This is a genomic window from Pseudoxanthomonas sp. JBR18 (genome assembly GCF_028198165.1).
Classification (GTDB): domain Bacteria; phylum Pseudomonadota; class Gammaproteobacteria; order Xanthomonadales; family Xanthomonadaceae; genus Pseudoxanthomonas_A.
Map to the genome: position 1 here is coordinate 2,885,272 of NZ_CP116339.1, position 24,389 is coordinate 2,909,660.

Sequence of the window (24,389 nt, forward strand, 5' to 3'; positions counted from 1 at the left end):
GGATGGGACAATAGGGGTTCCCGGCGCTGCCTGCGCCGCTTTCTGCCCCTGTCCCCTCATGTCCGCTCCGACCCGCCGCCAGCTCGCCAACGCCATCCGTTTCCTCGCCGCCGACGCGGTGCAGGCCGCCAATTCCGGCCACCCCGGCATGCCCATGGGCATGGCCGACATCGCCGAAGTGCTGTGGAACGACTACCTCAGCCACAACCCCAACAACCCCAAGTGGTTCAACCGTGACCGCTTTGTGCTCTCCAACGGCCACGGCTCGATGCTGCAGTACGCGCTGCTGCACCTGACCGGCTACGACCTGCCGATGGAGGAGTTGAAGAACTTCCGCCAGCTGCATTCCAAGACGCCTGGCCACCCGGAAGGACACCTGACGCCCGGCGTGGAAACCACCACCGGTCCGCTGGGGCAGGGCTTTGCCAACGCCGTGGGCTTTGCCCTGGCCGAGAAGCTGCTGGCCCAGCGCTACAACAGGCCCGAATACAACGTCGTCGACCACCGCACCTGGGTGTTCATGGGCGACGGCTGCATGATGGAAGGCATCTCGCACGAAGCCGCCTCGCTCGCCGGCACCCTGGGCCTGGGCAAGCTGGTGGCCTTCTGGGACGACAACAAGATCTCCATCGACGGCGACACCGACGGCTGGTTCACCGATGACACGCCGGCGCGCTTCCGCGCCTACGGCTGGCACACCATCGGTCCGATCAACGGCCACGCGCCGGAGGAGATCAAGGCCGCCATCGACGAAGCGCTGCAGATCACCGACAAGCCCACGCTCATCGCCTGCAAGACCACGATCGGCTTCGGCTCGCCCAACAAGGCCGGCAAGGAAGAAGCCCACGGTTCGGCCCTGGGCCCGGATGAAGTGGCGGCCACCCGCAAGGCACTGGACTGGCCGTACCCGGCCTTCGAGATTCCGCAGGAGATCTACGACGGCTGGCGCGCCACCGGCGCAGGGTCGCTGCGGCAGGGCGAGTGGGAGCAGCTGTTCGACAAGTACGCCAAGCAATTCCCGGCCGAGTCGGCCGAACTGGTGCGTCGTTCGCACGCCGAGTTGCCCGAAGACTTCGGTGCCAAGCTGGATGCCTACGTGGCCAAGCTGCAGGAAGAGGGCCCGGAGATCGCCTCGCGCAAGGCGTCCCAGCAGACCATCGAAGTGCTGGCCGGCCTGCTGCCCGAGCTGCTGGGCGGTTCGGCCGACCTGGCCCCGTCCAACCTGACCATGTGGAAGGCGGCCAAGACCGCGGTGGGCGAAGACCCCCAGGCCAACTACGTGCACTACGGCGTACGCGAGTTCGGCATGACGGCCATCGTCAATGGCGTGGCCCAGCATGGCGGCTTCGTGCCGTTCGATGCGACCTTCCTGACCTTCAGCGACTACGCCCGCAACGCGGTGCGCATGAGCGCCCTGATGCATAGCCGCGCCATCCACGTGTACACCCACGACTCCATCGGCCTGGGCGAGGACGGCCCCACCCACCAGCCGGTCGAGCATCTGGCCAGCCTGCGCCTGATCCCCAACAACGATGTGTGGCGCCCCTGCGACGCGGTGGAAACCGCCGCGTCCTGGAAGGCGGCCGTCATGCGCACCGAGGGCCCCAACTGCCTGATCTTCAGCCGCCAGAACCTTAAGCACCAGCCGCGCGACAAGGCCGGGATCGAGGGCATCTACCGCGGCGGCTACGTCCTGGCCGAGGCCGAGGGCGGCGCCCCCAAGGCGATCCTGATCGCCACCGGTTCGGAAGTGGGCATCGCCTCGGAGGCCCGCGAGAAGCTGCAGGCCGCCGGCATCCCGACCCGTCTGGTGTCCATGCCGTGCACTGATGTATTCGATCGCCAGGACGCGGCCTACCGCGAGTCGGTGCTGCCGCGCTCGGTTCGCGCGCGCGTGGCGGTGGAGGCGGCGTCGGCCGACTTCTGGTTCAAGTATGTGGGCCTGGATGGTGCGGTGGTCGGCATGACGACGTTCGGCGAGTCGGCCCCGGCCAGCGCGCTGTTCCCGTACTTCGGCTTCACCGCAGACCACGTGGTCGAAGCGGTGCAGAGCGTGATCCAGGGCTGATTACGGCTTTCCTGACTTGAGCGAAGAAGGCCGGGCCATGCCCGGCCTTCTTCGTTTCCGCGCCGCGCATGGCCAGATGCTCGACGGCATTGTTGGCCCAGCTTGAATGATGCTGTCCGTCCATTCGGCTTTATCCCTATGGGCGCTGCGACAAGACTGCAGATCCTGCGCCTTGGGCGCGAATCGAGAGACTGCGCATGGCGATGGAGCGGAAGGTCAACGAGCCGCCTCGTGCCGGCACTCCGGGAATGTGGCGCGCCGAGGTCCTGGGATATGCGCTGCTGCGCATCTGCTTCGGCGCGATTCTGCTGACCCATGGTCTGCCCAAGGCGCTGGGAACCGCGCATGGGTCGATGGCCGACCCGATGCAGGGCTCGATCCACCTGATCGGCGAACGCATGGGGCTGCCCTTCGCCCCACAGCTGGCCTGGCTGGTGATGCTGCTGGAAACCGTTGGCGCGCTGCTGTTGATCCTGGGCGCCGGCACCCGTGCGGTGGCCGCACTGGTGGCGCTGGAGATGGTTGGCATCTGCCTGGCGTTGGGCCCGACCTGGCCGTGGATCGACCGCGGCATCGAATACCCGGTGCTCATGGCCGTCCTGGCAGCGTACCTGGCCGTGCGCGGCGCCGGTCCGCTGGGGCTGGACGCGGTGTGGCGGCGCGGACGCTGATCCGGCCGCGCTCAGCGCGGCGGCGCGGTGGGTGTCGTCTTCGAAGCGTCGGAACCTGCCTGCCCCGGCGCCGTGTCGGTGGTCGGCGCGTCCGCGGGGACTCGGGTTGGCTGGACGTCGCCGACCATGCGCACGGCCGGTGTCGCTGGCGGAGTCTTGTCCACCGCCGCATCGACGGCGGCCGCAGCCGAGCCCGGCATCGAGGTCGGCTGGACCTCAACGCCGATGGCGCGCTTTGCCTGGTAACGCTCGATCATGCGCAGGCCCACCGCGCCGATCACGATGCCCAACAACAAGGTCAGCAGGAATCTCATCGGAAGCTCTCCACTTTTTGGCGCTGTGCCGTGGGTGGCGCCGCGCCGATGGATACCATGCCGGGTCGGGTTGCGCGGGCAGCGTGAAGATCCGCCTGCGGGCCCATCGCCGCGCGCATGCAATGACAGCTGAAATGCCGATGCCGGTCGCGCTTGCGGCAGCGTGTGGCATACGCGCATGATGCGCGCCTTCCCAGATTCCCACCGACATGGACGGCGTTGCATGAGGCTTTCGCAGTGGCGTGCACGTGGCGCCTGGCTGGAGCGCTGGCTGCCACGCCTGCAACGCGCGCGACCGTGGCTGGTCGCCCTGGCCGCGCTGATCGTCGCGGGGCTGGTGCTGGTGGCGTTCGGCGACCTGTCCCACCAGCTCAGCTATGCCGGCGTCCTGGCGGCGGTGCGCGAGATTCCGGGCTGGAAGCTGGGCATGGCGCTGTTGGCCACCGCGGTCAGCTTTGTGGCCCTGGGCGGCTATGACGCCTCCTCTCTGCGCTATGCCGGTGCGCAGGTGCCGTACCGGATCGTGGCCAAGACCTCGTTCATCGCCTACGCCCTGAGCAACATGATCGGGCTGGGGGTGTTCACCGGTGGGGCGGTGCGGCTGCGCCTGTATGGCGCGGCGGGCGTCGAAGCCGGGGTCATCACCCGGGCGATCGCCTTCAACGCGCTGGCCTTCGGCCTGGGCATCAGCGTGGTCGGAGCGGCGGGCGTGCTGCTCGATGCGGCGGCCCTGGCGCCGCTGGCGCATCTGCCGGCGTGGGCCCTGCGCGGCGGCGCCGGGTTGGCCCTGGCCCTGGCTGCGACCCTGATGCTGGCCTGCCGACGCGGTGAATTCGTCGCCGGGCCGATCCGCATCCGCCTGCCGGCCCCGGCGCTGGCCTGGCAGCAACTGGGCGTGTCGGTGGTGGACATCGTGGCCTCGGCCGCGGTGCTGTGGTGGCTGCTCCCCGACGGCGCGATCGGCTTCCCGGCCTTCGTGGGGTTCTATGCCGCGGCCATGGTGCTGGGCGTGATCAGCCACGTGCCGGGCGGGTTGGGCGTTTTCGAAGCGGTGATGCTGGTGGCCCTGGGCGGTCGTATGCCGTCGGAGGACCTGGCCGGCGCACTGGTGCTGTATCGCCTGATCTATTACGTGCTGCCGTTGTTGCTGGCCATCTGCACGCTGGCCCTGCATGAGTTGGGGCGCAGCCCCGCCGCACCGGTGGGCCGGGCGCTGGTCGGGCTGGCACCGCGCCTGCTGGCCGCGTTCGCGGCGGTGGTCGCGGTCATGCTGCTGGTGTCGGGCGTCACGCCCGCCACGGACCGGGCGACCAACCTGCTGGCCATGCACGTGCCGCTGTTGCTGGTGGAGGCGGCGCACTTCCTCAGCTCGGTGGCCGGCGTGGCGCTGCTGTTCGTGGCTCGGGCGCTGTTACGGCGGCTGGATGCCGCCTGGTGGGCGGCCCTGGCGATCAACGTGCTGGCCCTGGTCCTGGCCTTGCCCAAGGGCTTGGCGGTGACCGAGTCGCTGGTGCTGGCCTGTCTGCTGGTGGTGTTGCTGCTGTCGCGTCGCCAGTTCAACCGCAAGGCCTCACTGCTGGCGGTCCCGTTCAGCGGCGGCTGGCTGCTGGCCATGGCGGTGACCTGCGTGGCGGTGACCGCGCTGTTGTTCTTCGTGTACCGCGACGTGGATTACCGCAACCAGCTGTGGTGGCAGTTCGAGTTCGATGCCCACGCGCCGCGATCGTTGCGGGCGATGGTGGGCGTGGCCATCCTGGCATTGGCCCTGGCGCTGCGGCAGCTGCTGCGCCAGCCCGCGCCGCCGCTGCCACTGCCCACGCCCGACGAACTGGAGCAGGCCGCCGGCATCGTGCGCCTGCAGAGTTCGGCCGACGCCGGCTTGGCCTTGACCGGCGACAAGCCGCTGATGATGGCGGCCGACGCGCAGGCATTCGTGATGTTCGGGCGCCAGGGCAAGTCGTGGGTCGCGCTGGGCGATCCGGTGGGACCCCGCGTGGCGTGGGATGAGCTGGTCTGGCGCTTCCTGGAGCGCGCCCGTGAATCCGGCGCCCGCGGCTGCTTTTACCAGGTCCGCCCCGACGCGCTGCCGCTGTATCTGGACGCAGGCCTGCGCCTGTACAAGCTGGGCGAATACGCCTGGGTGCCGCTGGCCGACTTCAGCCTGCAGGGCAAGCGCCGCAGCAACCTGCGCAATGGCGTCAACAAGTGCGAGCGCGAGGGCCTGGTGTTCGAGGTGGTGGCGCGCGAGGACGTGGCCCCGATCCTGCCCGAGCTGCGCGCGGTGTCCGACGCCTGGCTGCACAAGCACCACACCGCCGAGAAGCGCTTTTCGGTCGGCGCCTTCGACGATGAATATGTGATGCGCAATCCGGTGGCGGTGGTGCGCCGCGAGGGCCACATTCTGGCGTTCGCCACGCTGCTGACCACCGAGCTGAAGCAGGAGGCCAGTATCGACCTGATGCGGCACCTGGAGCAGGCGCCCAACGGCACGATGGATTTCCTGTTCGCCAAGCTGATGCTGCACTTCGCCCAGGCCGGCTACGCGCGCTTCGGCCTGGGCATGGCGCCGCTGTCGGGCATGGCCGGCCATGCGCTGGCGCCGCGCTGGCATCGCGTCGGACGGTTGCTGTTCGCCCATGGCGAGCATTTCTACAACTTCCGCGGCCTGCGGGCCTTCAAGGAAAAATTCGATCCACAGTGGGAAGCCCGCTACCTGGCCGCGCCAGGCGGGGTGACCCCGCTGCTGGTCATGGGCGATGTCGCGGCGTTGATCAGCGGCGGTTACAAGGGAGTCATCGGGAAATGATCCGGATTGCAAGTGGTCTGCTGGTGCTGGCCTGCGCGCTGCCGCTGTGCGCGCAGACCCGGGCCGCATCAACGCCTGCGGCCTCGCGCCAGGGGGAAGTGCCGCATGTAGAGGCCGAGCGCATCTCGCACGGCAACTTCCGCGACGTGGCGCTGTACAGGCCGGTCGGGCCGCTGAAGCAGGTGGTGCTCATGCTCTCGGACAGTGCCGGGTGGAATGCGGCCATGGATGCCGACGCGCGCGCGCTGGCGCAGAACGGCACCTTCGTGGCGGGCATCGATACGCCCCAGATGCGCAAGCAGTTCACCGGCGACGGCAAGGGCTGCGTGTTTCCCGACGGCGACCTGGAAAACCTCTCGCACTACCTGCAGGGCTACGCGCAGCTGCCGGGCTACCGCGCGCCGCTGCTGGTCGGTGAAGGCAGCGGGGCCTCGATCGCCTATGCGATGGCCGCGCAGGGCGATGCCGGCGTGTTCGCCGGGGCGCTGACGGTGGACTTCACGCCCACGTTGGACCTGGGGCGGGTGCCCTGCGAAGGCCAGGGCAACATCTTCGATGTGCTGCCGCGCAAGGGCGCGGTGACCACCCTGGTGCCGGCAACCCGGCTGGGCGTGCCCTGGGTGGCGCTGAGCTCGGGCGGCAAGGCGGCGGGCTTCGATGCGCGGACCTTCGTGGCGCACACCAAGAACGCCTCCTTCGTGCAACTGGTCGCCGCGCAGGACGAGGGCGCGGTGCGCCGCGCCGCGCTGGCGACCGCTGCGCACATGCTGGCCCGCGAGGAGCACGCCCTGCTGCCCCCACCACCGCCCAAGGATCTGGCCGGTCTGCCGTTGACCGAAGTCCCGGCCAACGGTGCGGCGGGCGACACCTACGCGGTGCTCCTCAGCGGCGACGGCGGCTGGGCCGGATTGGATCAGGAGGTGGCCGCGGCCATCGCCGCCAAGGGCATCCCGGTGGTGGGTTTCGACTCGTTGCGCTACTTCTGGAAGAAGCGCACCCCGGAGGGGCTGGCCGGTGACCTGGACCGGATCCTGCGCTATTACGGCGCGCACTGGGGCAAGTCGAAGGTGATCCTGATCGGCTACTCGCAGGGTGCCGACGTGTTGCCATTCGCGGTCAATCGCCTGGCGCCGGATACGCGCGCGCAACTGGCCCAGGCGGTTTATCTGGCGCTGAGTGACACCGCGGCCTTCGAGTTCCATGTCACCAACTGGATGAGCGACGACGTGGCCGATGGTCTCTCGACCCTGCCGGAAATTCGCAGGCTCAACGCCGCCCAGAACCTGTGCATCTACGGCGAGGGCGATGACGACGAGGTCTGCAGTAAGGTCCCGGCCGGGCATCTGCGCGTGCAGGCGCTCAGCGGTGGGCACCATTTCGATGGCGACTACGGGCATCTGGCCGAGTTGATCCTGGCCGACGCCGCCGCGACATCGCCGCGCTAGCGTGCGGTTTCAGCCAGGGCCAGGCGCAGCAGACGGGCCATCAGGCGCTCGCCGATGCCGTGGGGCGCGGCCAGGTCCATGCGCGTCAGCGCGGATGCGTCGTGCGGTGGTCGGGTGGACAGCGCGCGCATGACCGTGCGCAGCTTGTCGCCGCGCGAGGCCGTGTTGGCCTTCAGCCAGCTCAGCGCGCGGACCAGGCGTTGCTCGGTGTCGGTGAAGTCACTGCCCAGCGGGTAGTCGGGCAGGGTGCCGTTGCGACGGAATGGGGCGAGCCGTTCGGCCAGGTGCTGCGGTGTATTGCGTTTCCAGGCGGCCGGGGCGCTGAAGTCGCTGCGCAGCTTGCCGGCCGCCTTGGCCTGTTCCAGCAGCGGCGCGATGAAGCGGGCATCGGTGATGCCGGCCATGGCGATGATGCAGTCCTCGTCGGTGCGCGCGCGCAGGTCGGCGATGCCGTATTCGTCCACGTAGACATCGCGCAGGTGGCGGGCGATGGTGGTGTGGCCGTAGTGCCAGCGGATGTTGGACCTGGCCTGCACGCCTTCGCTGCGCTGGCTACGCAGCATGAGCACGCTGCGCGCGTCGTGCAGGGCGTGGGCCATGGTCACGAAATCGTGCTGTCCCCCCACGCCGGACACCACCCGCCCGTCCTCCAGCCCGTCGGAGACCGCCGCCCCGAGCGCGGTGGCCATCATGCAGCTGTTGAAGAAGCGTGCGTCCACTCGTTGCAGGCGCTCCAGCGCCTCATTGCCGCCATACAGCTGGTTGATCTGGCTGATGCGCTGCATCCCGATGGCGCGGCGCTGATCGTGGTCCAGGTTGCGCAACCAGTCGTAGAACATAGGCGACCCGAGATAGAAGGCGCCGTGCAGGTACTGGCCGTCCGCCTGCAGGCGGGCATGGTCGTCGTCGCTGGCGGTGCCCTCGGCCATGCGCTGCATGAGCGCGACGTCGTCGAGCACGCGGCGTTTGATGACGCCATGCTGCACCAGCAGGCGAAAGCCCTCGTTGAGCATCTCGCTGCAGCCATACAGGCCGATCCGGAACGGATCCAGGCCGCCGCTCTCGATCACTGCAGGATGCTGCGCCAGGCCGGGGTCCAGCGCATGCAGGACGCGCCGGTAGGCAGCGTTGTCGGTATGGCGCAGCACCAGTGCGTGGCTCAGCGCATCGGCTAGCGTCCCGATGCCGATCTGCAGCGTCCCGCCGTCGCGCACCAGGGTGCTGGCGTACAGGCCGATGGCGTAGTCGGCGTCGCCGACCGGCTGCCGCGGCAGGGCGAACAGCGCCGGATGCGGCCCGGGTGGATCGATCACCACATCGAAGAAGTCTCCGGGCACCGCGGCCTCGCCATCCAGCCACGGCAGTTGCGGGTCGACCTCGGCCACCAGCAGCGGGCGCGGCAGTCCACGCCGGGCGATGGCATCCAGCGTGTCCTGGGTGGTGTCGTTGTTGCACGACAGCGACAGGCGCAGCGGCGCGTCTTCGACTGCCTGCGGGTGACGCGCGACTTTCTGCACGATCACGTTGGGCGCGCGCCGGGCCACGCCATCGGCGGCGTGGGTGTAGTTGAGGCTCACGTAATGGCGCTGCATTCGCCGCGAATGCAGCAGCGCGCCGGACTGCATGTAGAACTCTTCAACCTGGATGTGCGGCGGCAGCGCATCGGCCTTGAGCGCCTGCACATAGTGCAGCGTTGGGAAATCCTCGCCAAAGTGGCGTGCGCCGAATGGCTTGAAGAACCGTGCCTCCAGGCCGTCGCCTCCTGGCGCAGGCGGGTCGAGCGACAGCGCGGTGTAGAGTTGGAGTGGACGCGAGGGATCCGGCGCGATCCGGTCGTAGAGCGCGTTGAGCAGGCGATGCGGCTTGCCAATGCCCAGTGGGGCGGCGACGCGCAGGGCGCCCGGGACGCGAAGCAGGATCAGGTCGACGGCGTCTGACAGGGCGATGAGGCGTTCGGGCATGGGTCCAGCTTCCAGGGGCGTGCGTGCAGTTCGGGTCGACGTGGCGGCTGCGCCCGTCCTCCACAAGATGGCACGCGGGTGCCGAACCGTGGCACAGGCGACATGGGGGCCTTGTGGCGAACGAGAATTATTTTCATTAAAATGGCGTTCCCGGTGCCATGCAGGACCTGCTTGCCCGGGCCCGCCAGCCGCACATCGCGACTTCGCCAGCGGATGTTGTCCCCACCTTAGTACGTGTTCCGGGCGGCCAAGCCTGGCCGGGACGTCTTGTCGCACACATTGGAAATGCTCATGACCCAGTTCCATACCGCCCCTCCCGCTGCCTGCCTGCAGCATCCGCGCCGCCTGTCGCTGGCGTTGCTCGCCGCGCTTGGCGTGGCCTCGGTGGCGCCGGCCTGGGCGCAGGACGCATCAGGCACCGATACGCCGGCCGACGCCGACGTGACCACGCTGGACGGTTTGAAGGTCAAGGGCGAGCGCGCGGAAGGCTACAGCGTGCGCAGGACGACCGCCGGCACACGCTTCGACCTGACCGCGCGCGAGATCCCGCAGTCGGTGAGCATCATCAGCCACCAGCGCATCGAAGATCAGGGCCTGGACGACATCATCGACGTGCTGGAAAACACCACCGGCGTGTCCAATACGCGTACGGACAGCGAGCGCTTCGAGTTCTATGCACGCGGCTTCTATATCGACAACTATCAGTTCGACGGCATCCCGACCACGATGGTGCAAAACTGGAGCTATGGCGATTCTGCACTGGACCTGGCGTTGTACGACCGCGTGGAAGTGGTGCGTGGCGCGACCGGCCTGCTGACCGGCACAGGCAATCCTTCCGCCTCGGTCAATCTGATCCGCAAGCACGCCGACAGCCGCACCCTGACCGGCAGCGTCTCCCAGACCTTCGGCAGCTGGGACCGCCGCCGCACCACGGTCGACGTGACTACGCCGCTCAATAGCACCGGCACCGTGCGCGCGCGCGTGATCGGCAGCTACCTGGACACCGACTCTGCGGTGGACCGCTACAGCCAGAAGAAGTCGCTCTTCTATGGGGTCATCGATGCAGACCTGACCGACAACACGCAGCTGAGCGTGGGCTACGACTATCAGAAGAAGGAATCGGACGGCGTCACCTGGGGCGGCTTCCCCCTGTGGTACTCGGACGGCAGTCGCACCGACTACTCGCGCGCCTTCAATCCCGCCGCCGACTGGACGTACTGGGACACCACCGTCAAGCGCGCCTTCGCCACCCTGCAGCACGACTTCGACAACGGCTGGAAGCTCAAGGCCAACGCAACCCACGACAAGACCGATGTCAGCGACAAGTTGTTCTACCCGTATTACACGATCTACGGTTTCGACAAGAACACCGGCGCGGGGGTGGTGCCGTATTCGGGCTACTACATCACCGGGCGCAAGGTCGATGGCCTGGACGCGTACGCCGAAGGCCCGTTCCAACTGGCTGGGCGCGAGCACGAACTGATGGCCGGCGTGTCCTACAACCGGCGCGAATATCGCAATACCGGGGCCTACGACTTCCCCGGCCCGCTGGACACCTACCTGGGCTGGACCGGTGACTACGCCGAGCCTGACTGGTCGCCGATCTCGGTGTACAGCACCGGTACGGTCACCCAGAAGGCGGTCTATGCAGCCGCTCGCCTGAGCTTGGCCGATCCGCTGAAGCTGATCGCTGGCGCGCGCTACACCGACTGGAAGGTGGACGGCACCGAAAGCGGCGCGCCGTATGCCAGCGAGGAGAAGAAGACCATTCCCTATGCGGGCCTGGTCTACACGCTCAACGACACGTGGTCGACCTACGCCAGCTACACCGACATCTTCAATCCGCAGACCACCAAGTCGGCCGACGGCAGGTATCTGGATCCCACGACCGGCAAAAGCTACGAGGTCGGCGTCAAGGGCGCCTGGTTCGATAACCGCCTCAACGCCTCGATGTCGGTGTTCCGCATCGAGCAGGACAACCTCGCGCAGGCCACGGGCCAGTATTCCTCTTCGGGTGAGGCGATCTATGTGGCCGCGCAGGGCACGGTGAGCCGTGGCGTGGAATTCGAGTTGAACGGCGAGCTGGTCCCGGGCTGGAACGCCACGTTCGGCGCGTCGCGGTACGTGGCCAAGGACGGCGAGGGTGACGACATCAGTACCCAGCTGCCGCGGACAACGCTGAAGGCGTACAGCAGCTACACCCCGCGTGGGCTGTCCGCGTTGACCTTCGGTGGTGGCGTGAACTGGCAGAACCGGATCTTTTACAGCGATGCGACCTACGGCCGTTTCGAGCAGGGGGCCTACGCCTTAGTCAATGCGTTTGCCCGCTACCGGTTCAACCAGCACTTCTCGGTGCAGGCGAATCTCAACAACCTGCTAGACAAGAAGTACTACTCGCAGATCGCCGGCTACGGCGCTTACGGGGAACCTGCCAACGGCTCGGTCACTCTGACGTATTCGTTCTGATCCCATCGGGCGTCGCGAACGTGCAGAAGCGCCGGCATGCCCGGCGCTTCTGCCTTTCGGGCAGCGGCACGGATGCACCAAGAGGGGTTGACAGCTGATCGATTACGCACGTAATTTAATTAAAAATTACGGGCGTAAACGAGATGGCGATCAGTGAAGCCGAGGCGGTCGTGATGGAGGTCTTGTGGGGCCGCAGCCCACAGGGCGCCGATGAGGTGGTCGCCGCGTTGGCCAGCCGCACCGACTGGGCCGAGCCGACCATCAAGACCTTGCTCAACCGCCTGCTCAACAAGGGCGCGATCCAGGCCACGCGCGAGGGCCGCCGTTATCTCTACGCGCCGTTACTGAGCCGGCAGGCTTGGGTGCAACAGCAGAGCGAGGGCCTGCTGGAGCGGGTGTTCGGTGGGCGCGTGGCGCCGCTGGTGGCGCACTTCTCCGAGCGCGGCAAGCTATCGGCACAGGACATCGCCGATCTCAAACGACTGGTCCAGGAGTTGGACGATGAACAGTGAGCTGATGACCTGGCTGGGTGGGACGACGCTGGCGACCAGCGCGGCGGTGGTGCTGGTGGCATTGCTGCGCCGGCCGATGCGCGCGGCTTTTGGCGTGGGCGCGGCCTATGCGCTGTGGGCGCTGGTACCGGTGGCGTTGATCGCCGTGTCGTTGCCGGCACCGGTACGTCCGGTGCTGCTGGTGCCGATGGCCGCGAAGGTGGGGGTCATGCAGGCCGTCGGCGAGGCATCGCAGGAATCCACGCTGCCTTGGACTTTGCTGCTCGCCATCGCATGGGGCATGGGCGGCCTGGCGATGGCCGGCCTGCAGTTCTGGCAGCAGCGCCGCTTCATGCGTCGCCTGGGGCCGTTGCGCCTGCATGCGGACGGCCTGCGTCTGGCCGCGACCAGCGCGGGCCTGCCAGCGGTGACCGGCGTGCTGCGGCCACGCATCGTGCTGCCCGCGGATTTCCTGCATCGCTATGACGCCGACGAGCGCGCGCTGGTCGTGACCCACGAACGCCAGCACATCGCGCGCGGCGACCTGGCGTGCAATGCGCTGGCCGCGCTGCTGCGCTGCGTGTACTGGTTCAACCCACTGCTGCACTGGGCGATGGCCCGCTACCGCCATGACCAGGAACTGGCCTGCGATGCGCGCGTGCTGCAGCGTCATCCGGGCGCCCGGCGCACCTATGCGCAGGCGATGCTGAAGACGCAGCTGGACGACTTCGCCCTGCCGGTTGGCTGTCACTGGCACACCCACCCGATCAAGGAACGGATCGCCATGTTGAAGTGTCCCAGTCCCCGCTGGTGGCAGACCGGCGTGTCGTCGGTGTTGCTGATGGCGCTGTTCGCGGGAGGTGGCTATGCGGCGTGGGCCGGCCAGCCGGCGGCGCAGGCGACAAAAGCCGCGCCCATGCGGTACGCCGCGACGTTGCGACTCGAGGTGGACGGCGAGCAGCAGGCGTTTGACATGCGAAGCGATGCCGGCATGCCATTCGCCTTTGCCCTGCACACCAAGGCAGGACATCGTTGGGAGGGCACGGCCACCATCTCCCCGTTCGCGGCAGGTCAGGTCCGCGTGGACATCGCGTTCAAGCAGGATGGCGTTGCGCTCCCGGATCCGATGATGCTGGTCGCCCGGTTGGATGAGGACGCTTCAATCAAGCTCTCGCCCGATGCGTCTTCGGGTCCGCTCGTGTTGACCATGCGGGTCGGTCAAACAGCGCCGCAGCACGTGCACAACGCGACGAGCACAGAGAAGGCCGGTCCCAGCCAGCGCGCGCAGGCATCCACGGGTCCGGATGACGATGCAAGTCCGTTCGATTACACCCAGCACGCGCCGCCGCGTTATCCCAAGGAGGCCGCCAATGCAGGCATCACTGGGACGGTCGTGATGCTGGTGGACATCGCGCCAGATGGGCAAGTGGCACGCGTCGTGGTGGAGCATTCCGCACACAATGCGCAGCTCGATGCGGCTGCAGTGGAGGCCGCGCGCAAGTGGCGTTTCAGGCCCAAGCTGGAAGCGGGCCGGGCCGTGGCGCACCGCGTCCGGGTGCCCATTGAATTCAGTATCGATGAGCCTACCGAAGGAGCCGCGTCAGCATCTGGCGACAAGCGCGTGGTCGGGCAGGACACGCCCTTCCTAACCGGACAACTCCAGGCATCCGCGGGCTCGCCAGGCAAGAAGATTCTTACTGACGTCCCTGTGGATGGCAGCACCGCGCATGTCCGCCTTGCTGCCGGCCGTCCGCCGGGCAAGTGGGACCGCGCCATCATGGGAGCTGCATGCTGATGCCCCGCGCATGCATCTGCGTGATGGTCGCCCTGCTCGTAGCCGGCTGTGCCACCCGGACGCCCGCGATGCAGGAAGACACCGCCACCACCCGCAACACCAATGTCGACCAGCGCATGTTGATGCCCGAAGGCGGGCAGGAAGGGGAGGCCAAGATCAAGCGCTACACGCTGGCGCCGAGCGAAGTGTTCCGCATGCCCGAGCCGACCGCGGCGGGCAATCCGGAGCTGCCACCCGATTCGCCGCGCCAGACCCTGGCGCCGACCACGGTCTGTGCGCGCGTGGTCCTCGATGCCCAAGGCGGGGTGCAGCGCGCCGAACTGTTGGACGACCGCGCCGACTGCGCCGCCGGCGCGCAGCCGGATAACGCGGACCTGGTGCAGGCGATGTTGGGCAAAGTGCGGCAGTGGCGGTTCGTGCCGGCCGCGGTCTGCCACTTCTCCGCCGACCAACCGCCGGCCGATCCGCAGCGCTGCGATGGGGCGCAGTCGGTGGAGCCGGTCCCGGTGACGCTGCTGTACGCCTTCACCTTCGAGGTGGAACAGGGCCGCGTGCACGTGGAGCGCGGTGGTATGGGCGGGCAGTAGCGCGCTGTAGCTGTTGGCTTGGTGGGAGCCGATTTATCGACGATGTGGCTTCACCGAGGTGGCCCGATCGCCGATGCATCGGGTCTCATAGACATCGCTGTCGCTACAGCATCTCCGGCTTGAACAGCCTGCGCCGCGAGCGTTCGCTGCCTGACACCATGAACTGCCCATCGCCCCGGTAGTGCAGCGTGCGCGGCAGCTTGGGTGTGGGCGCAACATGCGCCTTGACCACCTCCCAGACGAACAGGTTGTAGCGGTCCACCAGCGCGTCGTCGTGCAGACGGCACTCGAAGCTGGCATGGCATTGCGCGATTAGCGGTGCGTCCACGCAACTGGCCCGCTTTGCGGTCAGGCCGAAGGCCGCGAACTTGTCGACCTCGCCCCCGCTGCAATTGCCGATCCGCACCACCGTGTCCAGCAGCGGCTCGGTCGGCAGGTTGATCACGCACTGTCGGCTGGCACGGATCAATCCGAAGCTGTGGTTCGCGCGGGAGATCACGCAGGCCAGCAGCGAGGGCGCGAATTCCATGACCATGTGCCAGCCCATCGTCATGATGTCGCGTTGACCGTCGTGCGCGCTGCTGACCAGCACCACCGGGCCGGGCTCAAGGAAACGGCGCACCTGATGTACGGGAAAATCCTGTTTGGCGATGGGCTGCATCGGGCGTCGGGCGCTGGCTTTAGAGGTGCACCAGTGTGCGTGGTGCGCCGTGACGGGTGTCTTGCCGCCGTATCGGCGCGGTAGGCTTGAACGCCACGCACGCGCATCGCGTCAACGGAGAGATCGGCATGTGGGAAACCCTGGGCACGCTGCGCGATCTGGGCCGGCTGCAGGAGATCGCCTCGGTGCTGGTGCGTTACGGCTTCGGCGACGTGGTGCGCAGGATCGGCCTGGCCAATGTGCTGGAGCGTGCCGGGCGCCTGGTACATGCCGAGCACGCCGGCGAGTTCCTGCATCTGCAACCGGCCCAGCGCCTGCGTCGCGCGCTGGAAGAACTGGGGCCAACCTTCATCAAGCTGGGCCAGGTGCTGGCCACGCGCGTGGACCTGCTGGCGGCAGACTGGATCGTCGAACTGGGCGCCCTGCAGAGCGCGGTGCCGGCGCTGGACTTTGAGCAGGTGCGTGCGCAGGTGCGCGAGGACCTGGGCGCCGAACCCGAGGCGGTCTTCGATCGCATCGACACCGCCGCGCTGGCGGGCGCATCGCTGGCGCAGACCCATCGTGCGTGGCTGGCCGATGGCACCCCGGTGATCCTCAAGATCCGCCGCCCCGGCATCGTCGAGGTGGTCGAGGCCGACCTGCGCCTGCTCGCGCGGCTGGCCGACATCGCCCAGGCGCGGCTGCCGGACCTGCGCCGCTTCCGGCCGGACGAGGTGGTCAAGCAGTTCACCGCCTCGCTGCGTGCGGAGCTGGATTTTGCCGCCGAGTGCCGCAATGCCGAGCAGATCGCGGCCAACTTCGCGCAGTTCCCGGGCATGGTGGTGCCGCGCGTGTACTGGACGTGGACCAGTGCCCGGCTCAACGTGCAGGACTTCGTCCAGGGACTGCCGGGCGGCGACATGGCCGCGCTGGATGCCGCGGGCCTAGACCGCAAGGCACTGGCGCGCACCGGCGCGCAGATCGTGATGAAGATGGTGCTGGAGGACGGGCTGTTCCATGCCGACCCGCATCCGGGCAACCTGTTCTACCTGCCCGACGGTCGCATCGCGCTGATCGATTTCGGCATGGTCGGGCGCGTGTCCCAGACGCGGCGCGCGCAGATCGCCCGGCTGCTGCACGGCCTGGTCACCCAGCAGCCCGAGGCGGTGGCCGACATCCTGCTCGACTGGGCCGGTGATGAGGGCCAGGGCGAGGCGGACGAGGCTGTGCTGCTGGCCGATATCACCACCTTCACCGACCAGTTTCACGGCGTGCCGCTCAAGGACCTGCGCATCGGCCGGATGCTGACGGAGATCTCCACCCTGCTGCGCGTGCATGCGCTGGTGCTGCCGCCGGATCTGGCGCTGATGATCAAGGCCTTGCTGACATTGGAAGGGCTGGGCCGGCAACTGGACCCGGACTTCGACATGGCCGGCCAGGCGCGGCCGTTCCTGGAGCGGGCGATGCTGGCGCGCTACGCGCCGCGGCACCTGGCCCGACGTGGAGGTCGGATGCTGGGCGAATCGCTGGACCTGCTGGGCGAGCTGCCGCGCGATGTGCGGCGGCTGGTGCGCGCGGCCGGACGCGGGCGCATGAAGCTGGAGATCACCAGCCTGCGCAGCGTCGGTGCGCAGCTGAACCACGCGGTGAATCGGCTGACGATGGGCATCGTTACCGCGGCGCTGATCGTTGGCTCGGCCATCGTGATGAACAGTGCCGGCGGCGTGCCCAGCGCGTGGCGCACCGGGCTGGGCCTGGCCGGCTTCATCGGCGCGGCCGTGTGCGGCGTGGGCATCCTGCTGTCGATCTGGCGCAGTGGACGCCGCTGACCCCGCCGGCGCGCCCTTGCGGGTCCGCCACTGTGTAGGGACTCGCCGATTCCCGTAGCCGAGCGTGCTCGGCCGGGGCACTATCGGCCGTGCCCACAGCCGAGCAAGCTCGGCGCTACAAGCGGATCCAGCGCATTACAGCACGTGCACCGCGTCGGCCAGCTGCTGCACCTCATCGGGCTGATGGCTGACGTAGAGCATCGGCAGCCCGGTCCGCTCGCGCACGCGGCGCAGATAGGGAATCAACTCGCCGCGTCGCGCCGGGTCCAGCGCGGAGAGCGGCTCATCCAGCAGCAGCATGGCCGGCTGGGAGAGCAGGGCGCGGCCGATGGCCACGCGCTGGGCTTCGCCCCCGGACAGGTTGCGTGGGCGCCGCGCCAACAGCGGCGCGATGCCCAGCAGGTCCACCACGGCGTCGAAGCCAAAACCATTGCCGCCCTTCGCGCCGTGGCGGCCGTAGCCCAGGTTGCCGCGCACGTCCAGGTGCGGGAACAGGCGCGCATCCTGGAACACGTAGCCGATGCGCCTCCGGTGTACGGGCAGGTTGATGCGGGTGACGCTGTCGAATAGCACGCGGCCATCCACCTCGATCCGACCGGCCTGCGGCCGCAGCAGCCCGGCAATGGCGTTGAGCACGCTGGTCTTGCCCACGCCGGAAGGCCCGGTGAGCGCCAGCACGCGGGCATCGCTGTCGATGCGCACCTGCCGCGCGAAGGCGCCGCGGCGCAGCTGCAGATCCACGTGCAGGTTCACAGCACCTCCTCGGCGTCCGTGCCGCGCTGGCGCCGGGCCAGCCATTCGCTGAGCATCAGCGCGGCCAGCGAGAGCGCTAGCGACACGCCGGCCAGGCGCCAGATGCCAGCCTCGGCCCCGGGCACCTGCAGCAGGTTGTAGATGGCCGAGGAGATCGTCTGGGTCTGCCCGGGGATGTTGGAGACGAAGGTGATGGTCGCGCCGAACTCGCCCAGCGCCTTGGCGAATGCCAGCACCACGCCGGCCAGGATGCCCGGCCACGCCAGCGGCAGGGTCACAGTGAAGAACACGCGCCACGGTCCCGCGCCCAGCGTGGCGGCGGCGTGTTCCAGGCGGCGGTCGACGTGTTCGATGGACAGGCGCACCGCGCGCACCATCAGCGGGAAGCCCATCACCGCGCAGGCCAGCGCCGCGCCGGTCCAGCGGAACGCGAAACGGAAGCCGAAGTGTTCCAGCAGCCAGGCGCCGACCACGCCCTGCGTCCCCATCACCACCAGCAGCGCATAGCCGGTGACCACCGGCGGAAGCACCAGGGGCAGGTGCACCAGCGCATCGAGCAGTGTGCGCCCCGGGAAGCGCCGGCGCGCCAGCAGCCAGGCCACGGCCACGGCCGGCGGCAGGCTGGCCACGGACGCCACCAGCGCGACTTTCAGGCTCAGGCCGATGGCGGTCAGTTCGTTCGGGGAAAATGCCAGCATCGCGCGAGGTTACTTGAGCAGCGAGAAGCCGTGTTTCTCGAAGATGGCCCGCGCGGGCGCGCTGCCCAGCCAGGTCACGAACGCCATGCGCCCCGGCGCAGTGCCGGCCTTGAGCGCGGCGACGGGATAGACGATGGCCGGGTGGCTGCCGGCCGGAAAGGTGGCCACCACGCGCACGCCGGGGTCGGCGGCCGCATCCGAGCCGTAGACGATGCCCAGCGGCGCCTCGCCGCGCGAGACCAGCAGCAGCGCCGAGCGCACGCTGTCCGACTCTGCCAGCCTGTCCTGTACGCCCTTCCACTGGCCCAGCGACTGCAGCGCGGCCTTGGCGTACTTGCCTGCCGGCACGCTGTCGGTCTTGCCGACGGCCAGGCGGCCATCGCCCAGGGCGGCGGACAGGCCGCCGGACTGGCCGAGGCTGACCTGCGCCTGGCTGGCCTTGGGCGCGACCAGGACCAGGTCGTTGCCCAGCAGGTTGCGACGGCTGGCGGTGTCGATCAGGTCGCGCTGCTGCAGGTCGTCCATCCACGCCAGGTCGGCGGAGATGAATACATCGGCCGGCGCGCCCTGCGCGATCTGCCGGGCCAGGGTGGAACTGGCCGCATAGGACACGGTGACCGCGGTGCCGGTGGTGCGCTGGTACAGCGCGGCGGCCTCGTCCATCGACTCCCTGAGGCTGGCCGCCGCAAAAACGGTGATCGGCTGCGCGGCGACAGCCTGCGTGGCGGTGAGGGCCGCCAGGAGCAGCAGGCCGGCGCGCAGCAGGCGCGAGGCGAGGTGGGCCGGCATGAACGGCAATAGGCGAGGCAGGCGCTTCATTGGATCTCCCGTTATATCCATCAGGATATACCGCGGCTGTGAGCGCGGCGCGAGGCGGCGGCTTCAGTCCGGCTGGCGTTGGGCCGCCAACCAGGCCAACTCGGCGGCCGCGGCTTCGGCGCAGCGCTGCTCGATGCGCCGGTAGGCGGCCAGCACCTGCAGTCCGAACGGGGTGAGCACGGCGCCGCCGCCACCCGTGCCGCCCTTGTTCGCCTGCACGACCGGCTCGCGGAAGACCTGGTTCATGGCGTCCACCAGATCCCAGGCGCGCTTGTAGCTCATGCCCATGCGGCGTCCAGCGGCCGAGATCGAGCCGGTGTCGCGCACGCCTTCCAGCAGCTCGGCCTTGCCCGGCCCGAGCGCGGTCGCTGGGGTGAGCATCAGGCGTAGTTTCAGGGGCAGCGGGGAGACGGAGGCAGGCATGGTGCAGATCCGGCGGCAAGGCCCGCGGCAGCATAGCCGAGGCACCGCCGCCGCCCTGCCGCGCTGCTAGGCTGTGGATCCCATCCGACGGCGAGGCCAGCATGGCATCCGACCCGATCACCGTGGTGCTGGAACAAACCGGCGACTACGCCTTCCACGTGCGTTTTGAAGGGCTAGAGGCGGAGCTGCACACCGACGAATCCCCGCCGCTCGGACGCGGTGAAGGGCCCAATCCCGCGCGCCTGCTGCTGGCGGCCATCGCCAACTGCCTGTCGGCCAGCCTGGTGTTCGCCTTGCGCAAGTTCCACAACACGCCCGGGCCGCTGCGCGCCACCATCACCGCCGTGCCGGTGCGCAACGCACAGAGGCGCGTGCGGATTCCGCAGGCGCAGGTCGTCCTGGAGCTGCCGGGCCTCAATGCGGACTACCAGCACCTGGAGCGGGTGCTGGACACCTTCGAGGACTTCTGCACGGTCACCCAGAGCGTGCGTGACGGCATGGACGTGGAGGTCACCGTGCGCGATGCCGCCGGCCATGTCTTGCACGGCCAGGCGCAGGCGGGGGAGGCCGGGGCATGAACGCGGCGCAGGCACTGCTGGTCGCCTGCCCCCACTGCCACGCACGCAACCGCGTTCCCGCCGCGCGGCTGGCGCAGGCCCCCACCTGCGGACGTTGCCACCAGGCGCTGTTCACCGGGCATCCGGTCGCGCTGGATGCCGCGCATTTCGACACCCATGCGCGCGACAGCGACCTGCCGCTGCTGGTGGATTTCTGGGCCGACTGGTGCGGGCCATGCAAGATGATGGCGCCGCACTTCGAGGCGGCCGCCGCGCAGCTGGAGCCACGCCTGCGCCTGGCCAAGGTCGATACCGAGGCCAATCGCACGCTGGGTGCGCGCTTCGGCATCCGCAGCATCCCGACCATGGCGCTGTTCCTGCACGGGCGCGAGCTGGGGCGTCAGTCCGGCGCCATGCAGGCCGCCGACATCGTGCGCTGGGCGCGGGCGACGGCCGGGATCTGACGCGGTTCCGCGCCAGGCCGTGGCGTCCTGCGCTCAGCTGCCGCCGAGCGCGGCGTTGAGAAGCTCGGCCAGGTGGGTGCCGGCGATGCGGATCTGGCGTTCGGCCACGGGCGTCCAGCGGTCGAAGTAGGCCTGGTCGATCTTCGAACCGGCCGGATACAGCCCGGGCGAGACCGCGATCCGGCAGGAGGCTTCGGCCCACTGGGCGCCATGCGGCGGCAGGATCGCGCCCTGGGTCGGGGCGGGCGCGGGCAGTGCGCGGATCTGGGCCAGCAGCGCGCCATCGTCCAGCCCGGTGTGGCGGAACAGGCCGCTGTCCCACAGGGCGTGCAGATTAGTGCCGCGGCCGTCGATGTTGACCTGCACTGTGTTGCCGCCCTTGTCCGCCGCCTTGCCAGCGTGCAGCGGCTGGTGCAGGTCGCCGGTGAAGTGCACGACGAACTTCAACGCCTGCAGGCGCGCGGCGGCAGGCTGGCTGCGGTCGGCCAGGATGGCGGTCTGGCGGTTGAGCGCCTCCACGGCGCAGTTGCCGCCGCGGCAATCACGCGGCGGATCGTAGTGGCAGTGATCCTCGCCCAGGTTGACGTAGTGCCAGGCGGCGGTGCGCTTGCCCAGGTCCGGATCCTGTTCGCGCAGATCGTCGGCCCAGCTGGCGATGCTGCCCAGGCTGGCGCCGGGCTCCTGGGCGAGCAGGGCATCGACCTGCCGGCGGGCGGCGGGGGTGAGGTCGGCGTCGGCCAGTTCGGCCACCAGACGATGGCCGGTGTGGCCCCAGGCCAGGGCTTGCAGGGGCGCGCAGGCGGTGGCCAGCGCGAGCAGCGCGGCCAAGGGCCGAGCGAGGAAACGATTCACGAACAGGCGGTCCAGCAACGGAAACGGCCAGCGATGATACGCCCGGCCCCTCGTGCTGCGGCCCGGCGCTGCGCTCAGAAATACCAGAGGTAGGACACCCCGAAGAACAGCGGGTCGACCTGCGCGCGACCGGCCTTGTGGCCCAGCAGTTCCAGGTCCGGGCCCATGTCGATCCAGCGCACGTCCACCCGGACCGCACCGCGGCTGCCCAACGCGAAGTCGATGCCCGTGTGTGCGGTCAGGCCATAGGAATCGCGCAGCGACAGGTCGGTGCCAGACAGCGCGCCCTCGTTCTGCTCGTCAATGAACGTCGTGTAGTTCAGCCCCAGGCCAACGAAGGGAGACACATCCCCACTGCCGTTGAAGTGGTACTGCACCGTGAATGTGGGTGGCACGGCGATGAAGCTGCCCACCTGTTCCCCTTCCCAGTCCAGGTCGCGGCGCCCGCCCAGCGGCAGGGCCAGTTCCAGGCCCAGATTCTCGCGGACGAAATATTCCCAGGTTGGCGTGACGGCGGCCGTGTTGCCGACCTCGAGCGAACCCCCGAGCACAGGGGCATCCCCACCGCTGGACCGCACCCCTTCCAGGCCGAGACTGGCGGTGCTGTGGCCGGCCGCCTGGGCGAAGGCGGCCGGGACGGTGCAGCAGGTCAGAACGAGAGCGGCCAGGCCGCGACGGATTGGCAGGTGCATCGAAACTCCCCGGTGGTGAAGACGTGTCACGGAAGTGCGTCCCGCCTCGTGATCCGTCCCCGCCGTCCTGGCGGTCCACCGACACCCGCAATCCCTGATGTCGCGAGTGTGCCAGCGCCCGCGCGATCGCGCGCGGACAATGGCCTCAGAAGTGCTTCACCCAGGCCACGCCGTAGACCAGTGGGTCGATATGCGCGGTGCCTAGGCTGGCGCCATCGACATGGACCTTGGTATCGATGTCCATCCAGCGCGCATCCACGCGCAGGGCGCTGCTCGGGCTCAGGGCGAAGTCCACGCCGACATGGGCGGCCAGACCCCACGAATCATCGAGCTTCAGGTCGGTGCCGGCCAGGGCGCCGGTGGTCTTCTCGCTGAAGAACGTCGTGTAGTTCAGGCCCGCACCGATGAACGGCGACACCTTGCCCGCGCTGTTGAAGTGGTATTGCAGCGAGACCGTCGGCGGAAGGTGCTTGGTGCTGCCCACGCGGCCGACACCGGCGATGTTGATGTCATGCTCGAATGGCCAGGCGGCCAGCACTTCCAGCCCCAGGTTGTCGGCCACGAAGTACTCCAGGCTGACGGTGGGCTTGGTGTCGCTGCCGATCTCCAGCGGCAGGGTGCCGCCGGCGAGGCTGCCGTTGTCCGACTTCGGATTGACCTGGTGGACGCCGACGCCCAGCGCCCAGTCGCCGCGCTGTTGGGCATCGCTGTTGAAAGCCGTACCGCCCAGGGCGAGGGCGGCGAGCAGGGGGAGGGTGAGGGTGCGCATTGCAAGGGTCCTGTTGGAGAAGTGCGCGCAGTGTCCGCGCAGGTCCCCGGGTGCGCCTTGATTGCAATCAAGGCACGGAACGCCACGATCGCGGCGGTGGAATGCCTTCACCGCGCTCGCCCGGGCCATGACCGGTTGCCAACATGGCGCGCTGCTAGAATGGGGCCCCTTCAACGCTGCGCCGCGCCGTTGCGTGCGGCTTACAGGAGTCCCCCAGCAATGACCATCAAGGTTGGCATCAACGGTTTTGGCCGCATCGGCCGCAACGTGCTGCGTTCGGCGGTGCAGAACTTCGAAGGCGACATCGAGGTCGTGGCCATCAACGACCTGCTGGAGCCGGACTACCTGGCTTACATGCTGCAGTACGACTCGGTCCACGGCCGTTTCAAGGGCACCGTGTCCGTCGAGGGCACCACCCTGATCGTCAACGGCAAGAAGATCCGCCTGACCGCCGAGCGCGATCCGGCCGCGCTGAAGTGGGACGAGGTCGGGGCCGAGGTCGTCATCGAATCGACCGGCATCTTCCTGACCAAGGAAGGCGCACAGAAGCACCTGGATGCTGGTGCAAAGAAGGTCATCATGTCGGCACCGTCCAAGGACGACACCCCGATGTTCGTCTACGGCGTCAATGACAAGGCCTACAACGGCGAGACCATCATCTCCAACGCCTCGTGCACCACCAATTGCCTGGCACCCATCGCCAAGGTGATCAACGACAAGTGGGGCATCAAGCGCGGCCTGATGACCACCGTGCACGCTGCCACGGCCACGCAGAAGACGGTCGATGGCCCGTCCAACAAGGACTGGCGCGGCGGCCGCGGCATCCTGGAGAACATCATTCCTTCCTCCACCGGCGCGGCCAAGGCCGTGGGCAAGGTCATCCCCGAGCTCAACAAGAAGCTCACCGGCATGAGCTTCCGCGTGCCGACCTCGGACGTGTCGGTCGTCGACCTGACCTGCGAGCTGGAAAAGCCTGCCACCTACGACGAGATCAAGGCCGAAATGAAGGCCCAGTCCGAGGGCGCACTAAAGGGTGTGCTGGGCTACACCGAGGACAAGGTCGTCGCCACCGACTTCCGCGGCGAGACCCGCACCTCGGTGTTCGACGCCGAAGCCGGCATCGCCCTGGACTCTACCTTCGTCAAGCTGGTGTCCTGGTACGACAACGAGTGGGGCTACTCCAACAAGTGCCTGGAAATGGTCAAGGTCGTGGCTGGCTGATCCAGGCATTCTTTGTGGGTGTCGACGAGCGGTGTCGCAGGGGCTGGCGGCGCCGCTTTGTTGTGGTA

General features: G+C 68.5%; 22 protein-coding genes. 12 read left to right on the top strand and 10 right to left on the bottom strand.

Translation table 11 applies throughout. From position 1 onward, the window contains the following. Positions 1-58: 58 nt before the first annotated feature. On the top strand, positions 59-2,068 hold the full coding sequence (tkt, locus tag PJ250_RS12930; protein WP_271644983.1) for a transketolase: 2,010 nt from the start codon (positions 59-61) through the stop codon (positions 2,066-2,068). 197 nt (positions 2,069-2,265) lie between these two features. Next, a complete protein-coding gene (locus PJ250_RS12935; RefSeq protein ID WP_271644984.1) occupies positions 2,266-2,739 on the top strand; it encodes a DoxX family protein in 474 nt (157 codons plus the stop codon). Positions 2,740-2,750: 11 nt separating this feature from the next. Here PJ250_RS12935 and PJ250_RS12940 read toward each other — a convergent pair whose 3' ends face one another. Next, entirely contained in the window at positions 2,751-3,053 is a 303-nt protein-coding gene (locus PJ250_RS12940; RefSeq protein WP_271644985.1) for a hypothetical protein, read from the bottom strand. Positions 3,054-3,276: 223 nt separating this feature from the next. Here PJ250_RS12940 and mprF point away from each other — a divergent pair, with 223 nt between their 5' ends. Both mprF and PJ250_RS12950 read left to right on the top strand, forming a co-directional pair. Next, on the top strand, positions 3,277-5,859 hold the full coding sequence (gene mprF, locus PJ250_RS12945) for a bifunctional lysylphosphatidylglycerol flippase/synthetase MprF (protein ID WP_271644986.1): 2,583 nt from the start codon (positions 3,277-3,279) through the stop codon (positions 5,857-5,859). Continuing rightward, positions 5,856-7,304, top strand: a complete 1,449-nt coding sequence (locus PJ250_RS12950; RefSeq protein WP_271644987.1) for a virulence factor family protein — start codon at positions 5,856-5,858, stop codon at positions 7,302-7,304. The genes mprF and PJ250_RS12950 overlap by 4 nt, the downstream gene beginning before the upstream one ends. Here PJ250_RS12950 and PJ250_RS12955 read toward each other — a convergent pair. Next, entirely contained in the window at positions 7,301-9,265 is a 1,965-nt protein-coding gene (locus PJ250_RS12955; protein ID WP_271644988.1) for an acetyl-CoA hydrolase/transferase C-terminal domain-containing protein, read from the bottom strand. The genes PJ250_RS12950 and PJ250_RS12955 overlap by 4 nt on opposite strands. 291 nt (positions 9,266-9,556) lie before the next feature. Between PJ250_RS12955 and fhuE the strand changes: the two genes are divergently transcribed. From fhuE to PJ250_RS12975, 4 genes are all read left to right on the top strand, one after another. Next, positions 9,557-11,731 (top strand): ferric-rhodotorulic acid/ferric-coprogen receptor FhuE, encoded by a 2,175-nt coding sequence (fhuE, locus tag PJ250_RS12960; protein WP_271644989.1) that lies wholly within the window; start codon positions 9,557-9,559, stop codon positions 11,729-11,731. A 143-nt stretch (positions 11,732-11,874) separates the two neighbouring features. Further along, positions 11,875-12,243: a BlaI/MecI/CopY family transcriptional regulator gene (locus PJ250_RS12965; protein ID WP_271644991.1), complete on the top strand. Its 369-nt coding sequence runs from the start codon at positions 11,875-11,877 to the stop codon at positions 12,241-12,243. Beyond that, a complete protein-coding gene (locus PJ250_RS12970; RefSeq protein ID WP_271644993.1) occupies positions 12,233-14,017 on the top strand; it encodes a TonB family protein in 1,785 nt (594 codons plus the stop codon). The genes PJ250_RS12965 and PJ250_RS12970 overlap by 11 nt, the downstream gene beginning before the upstream one ends. After that, complete coding sequence (locus tag PJ250_RS12975) at positions 14,017-14,604, top strand: hypothetical protein (RefSeq protein WP_271648632.1); 588 nt, start codon at positions 14,017-14,019, stop codon at positions 14,602-14,604. Before PJ250_RS12970 ends, PJ250_RS12975 begins: the two co-directional genes overlap by 1 nt. A 103-nt stretch (positions 14,605-14,707) precedes the next feature. Here PJ250_RS12975 and PJ250_RS12980 read toward each other — a convergent pair whose 3' ends face one another. After that, complete coding sequence (locus PJ250_RS12980) at positions 14,708-15,265, bottom strand: flavin reductase family protein (RefSeq protein ID WP_271644994.1); 558 nt, start codon at positions 15,263-15,265, stop codon at positions 14,708-14,710. 128 nt (positions 15,266-15,393) lie between these two features. On the opposite strand from PJ250_RS12980, the gene PJ250_RS12985 reads away from it, so the two are divergent. Continuing rightward, complete coding sequence (locus PJ250_RS12985; protein WP_271648633.1) at positions 15,394-17,073, top strand: ABC1 kinase family protein; 1,680 nt, start codon at positions 15,394-15,396, stop codon at positions 17,071-17,073. Between the two features lie 135 nt (positions 17,074-17,208). Here PJ250_RS12985 and PJ250_RS12990 read toward each other — a convergent pair whose 3' ends face one another. From PJ250_RS12990 to PJ250_RS13005, 4 genes are all read right to left on the bottom strand, one after another. Further along, positions 17,209-17,820, bottom strand: coding sequence for a molybdenum ABC transporter ATP-binding protein (locus PJ250_RS12990; protein WP_271648634.1), 612 nt, complete (start codon positions 17,818-17,820; stop codon positions 17,209-17,211). Positions 17,821-17,822: 2 nt separating this feature from the next. After that, entirely contained in the window at positions 17,823-18,524 is a 702-nt protein-coding gene (modB, locus tag PJ250_RS12995) for a molybdate ABC transporter permease subunit (RefSeq protein WP_271644995.1), read from the bottom strand. Positions 18,525-18,533: 9 nt separating this feature from the next. Continuing rightward, positions 18,534-19,343: a molybdate ABC transporter substrate-binding protein gene (modA, locus tag PJ250_RS13000; protein ID WP_271644996.1), complete on the bottom strand. Its 810-nt coding sequence runs from the start codon at positions 19,341-19,343 to the stop codon at positions 18,534-18,536. Positions 19,344-19,406: 63 nt separating this feature from the next. After that, positions 19,407-19,766, bottom strand: coding sequence for a winged helix-turn-helix domain-containing protein (locus tag PJ250_RS13005; RefSeq protein WP_271644997.1), 360 nt, complete (start codon positions 19,764-19,766; stop codon positions 19,407-19,409). A gap of 101 nt (positions 19,767-19,867) precedes the next feature. Between PJ250_RS13005 and PJ250_RS13010 the strand changes: the two genes are divergently transcribed. Both PJ250_RS13010 and trxC read left to right on the top strand, forming a co-directional pair. Then, a complete protein-coding gene (locus PJ250_RS13010; RefSeq protein WP_271644998.1) occupies positions 19,868-20,344 on the top strand; it encodes an OsmC family protein in 477 nt (158 codons plus the stop codon). Then, on the top strand, positions 20,341-20,787 hold the full coding sequence (gene trxC, locus PJ250_RS13015; protein ID WP_271644999.1) for a thioredoxin TrxC: 447 nt from the start codon (positions 20,341-20,343) through the stop codon (positions 20,785-20,787). Before PJ250_RS13010 ends, trxC begins: the two co-directional genes overlap by 4 nt. Positions 20,788-20,820: 33 nt before the next feature. Here the strand turns inward: trxC and PJ250_RS13020 are convergent, their stop codons facing one another. From PJ250_RS13020 to PJ250_RS13030, 3 genes are all read right to left on the bottom strand, one after another. Then, positions 20,821-21,615 carry a S1/P1 nuclease gene (locus PJ250_RS13020; protein ID WP_271648635.1) on the bottom strand — a complete coding sequence of 265 codons (795 nt, stop codon included), beginning with the start codon at positions 21,613-21,615 and terminating at the stop codon, positions 20,821-20,823. A gap of 98 nt (positions 21,616-21,713) precedes the next feature. After that, the gene (locus PJ250_RS13025) at positions 21,714-22,331 is read right to left on the bottom strand and encodes an OmpW/AlkL family protein (RefSeq protein WP_271645000.1); all 618 of its coding nucleotides are present in this window, start codon (positions 22,329-22,331) and stop codon (positions 21,714-21,716) included. Positions 22,332-22,476: 145 nt separating this feature from the next. Continuing rightward, positions 22,477-23,100, bottom strand: coding sequence for an OmpW/AlkL family protein (locus PJ250_RS13030; protein ID WP_271645002.1), 624 nt, complete (start codon positions 23,098-23,100; stop codon positions 22,477-22,479). A gap of 219 nt (positions 23,101-23,319) precedes the next feature. Between PJ250_RS13030 and gap the strand changes: the two genes are divergently transcribed. Then, positions 23,320-24,321: a type I glyceraldehyde-3-phosphate dehydrogenase gene (gene gap, locus PJ250_RS13035; protein ID WP_271645004.1), complete on the top strand. Its 1,002-nt coding sequence runs from the start codon at positions 23,320-23,322 to the stop codon at positions 24,319-24,321. Positions 24,322-24,389 lie beyond the last annotated feature (68 nt).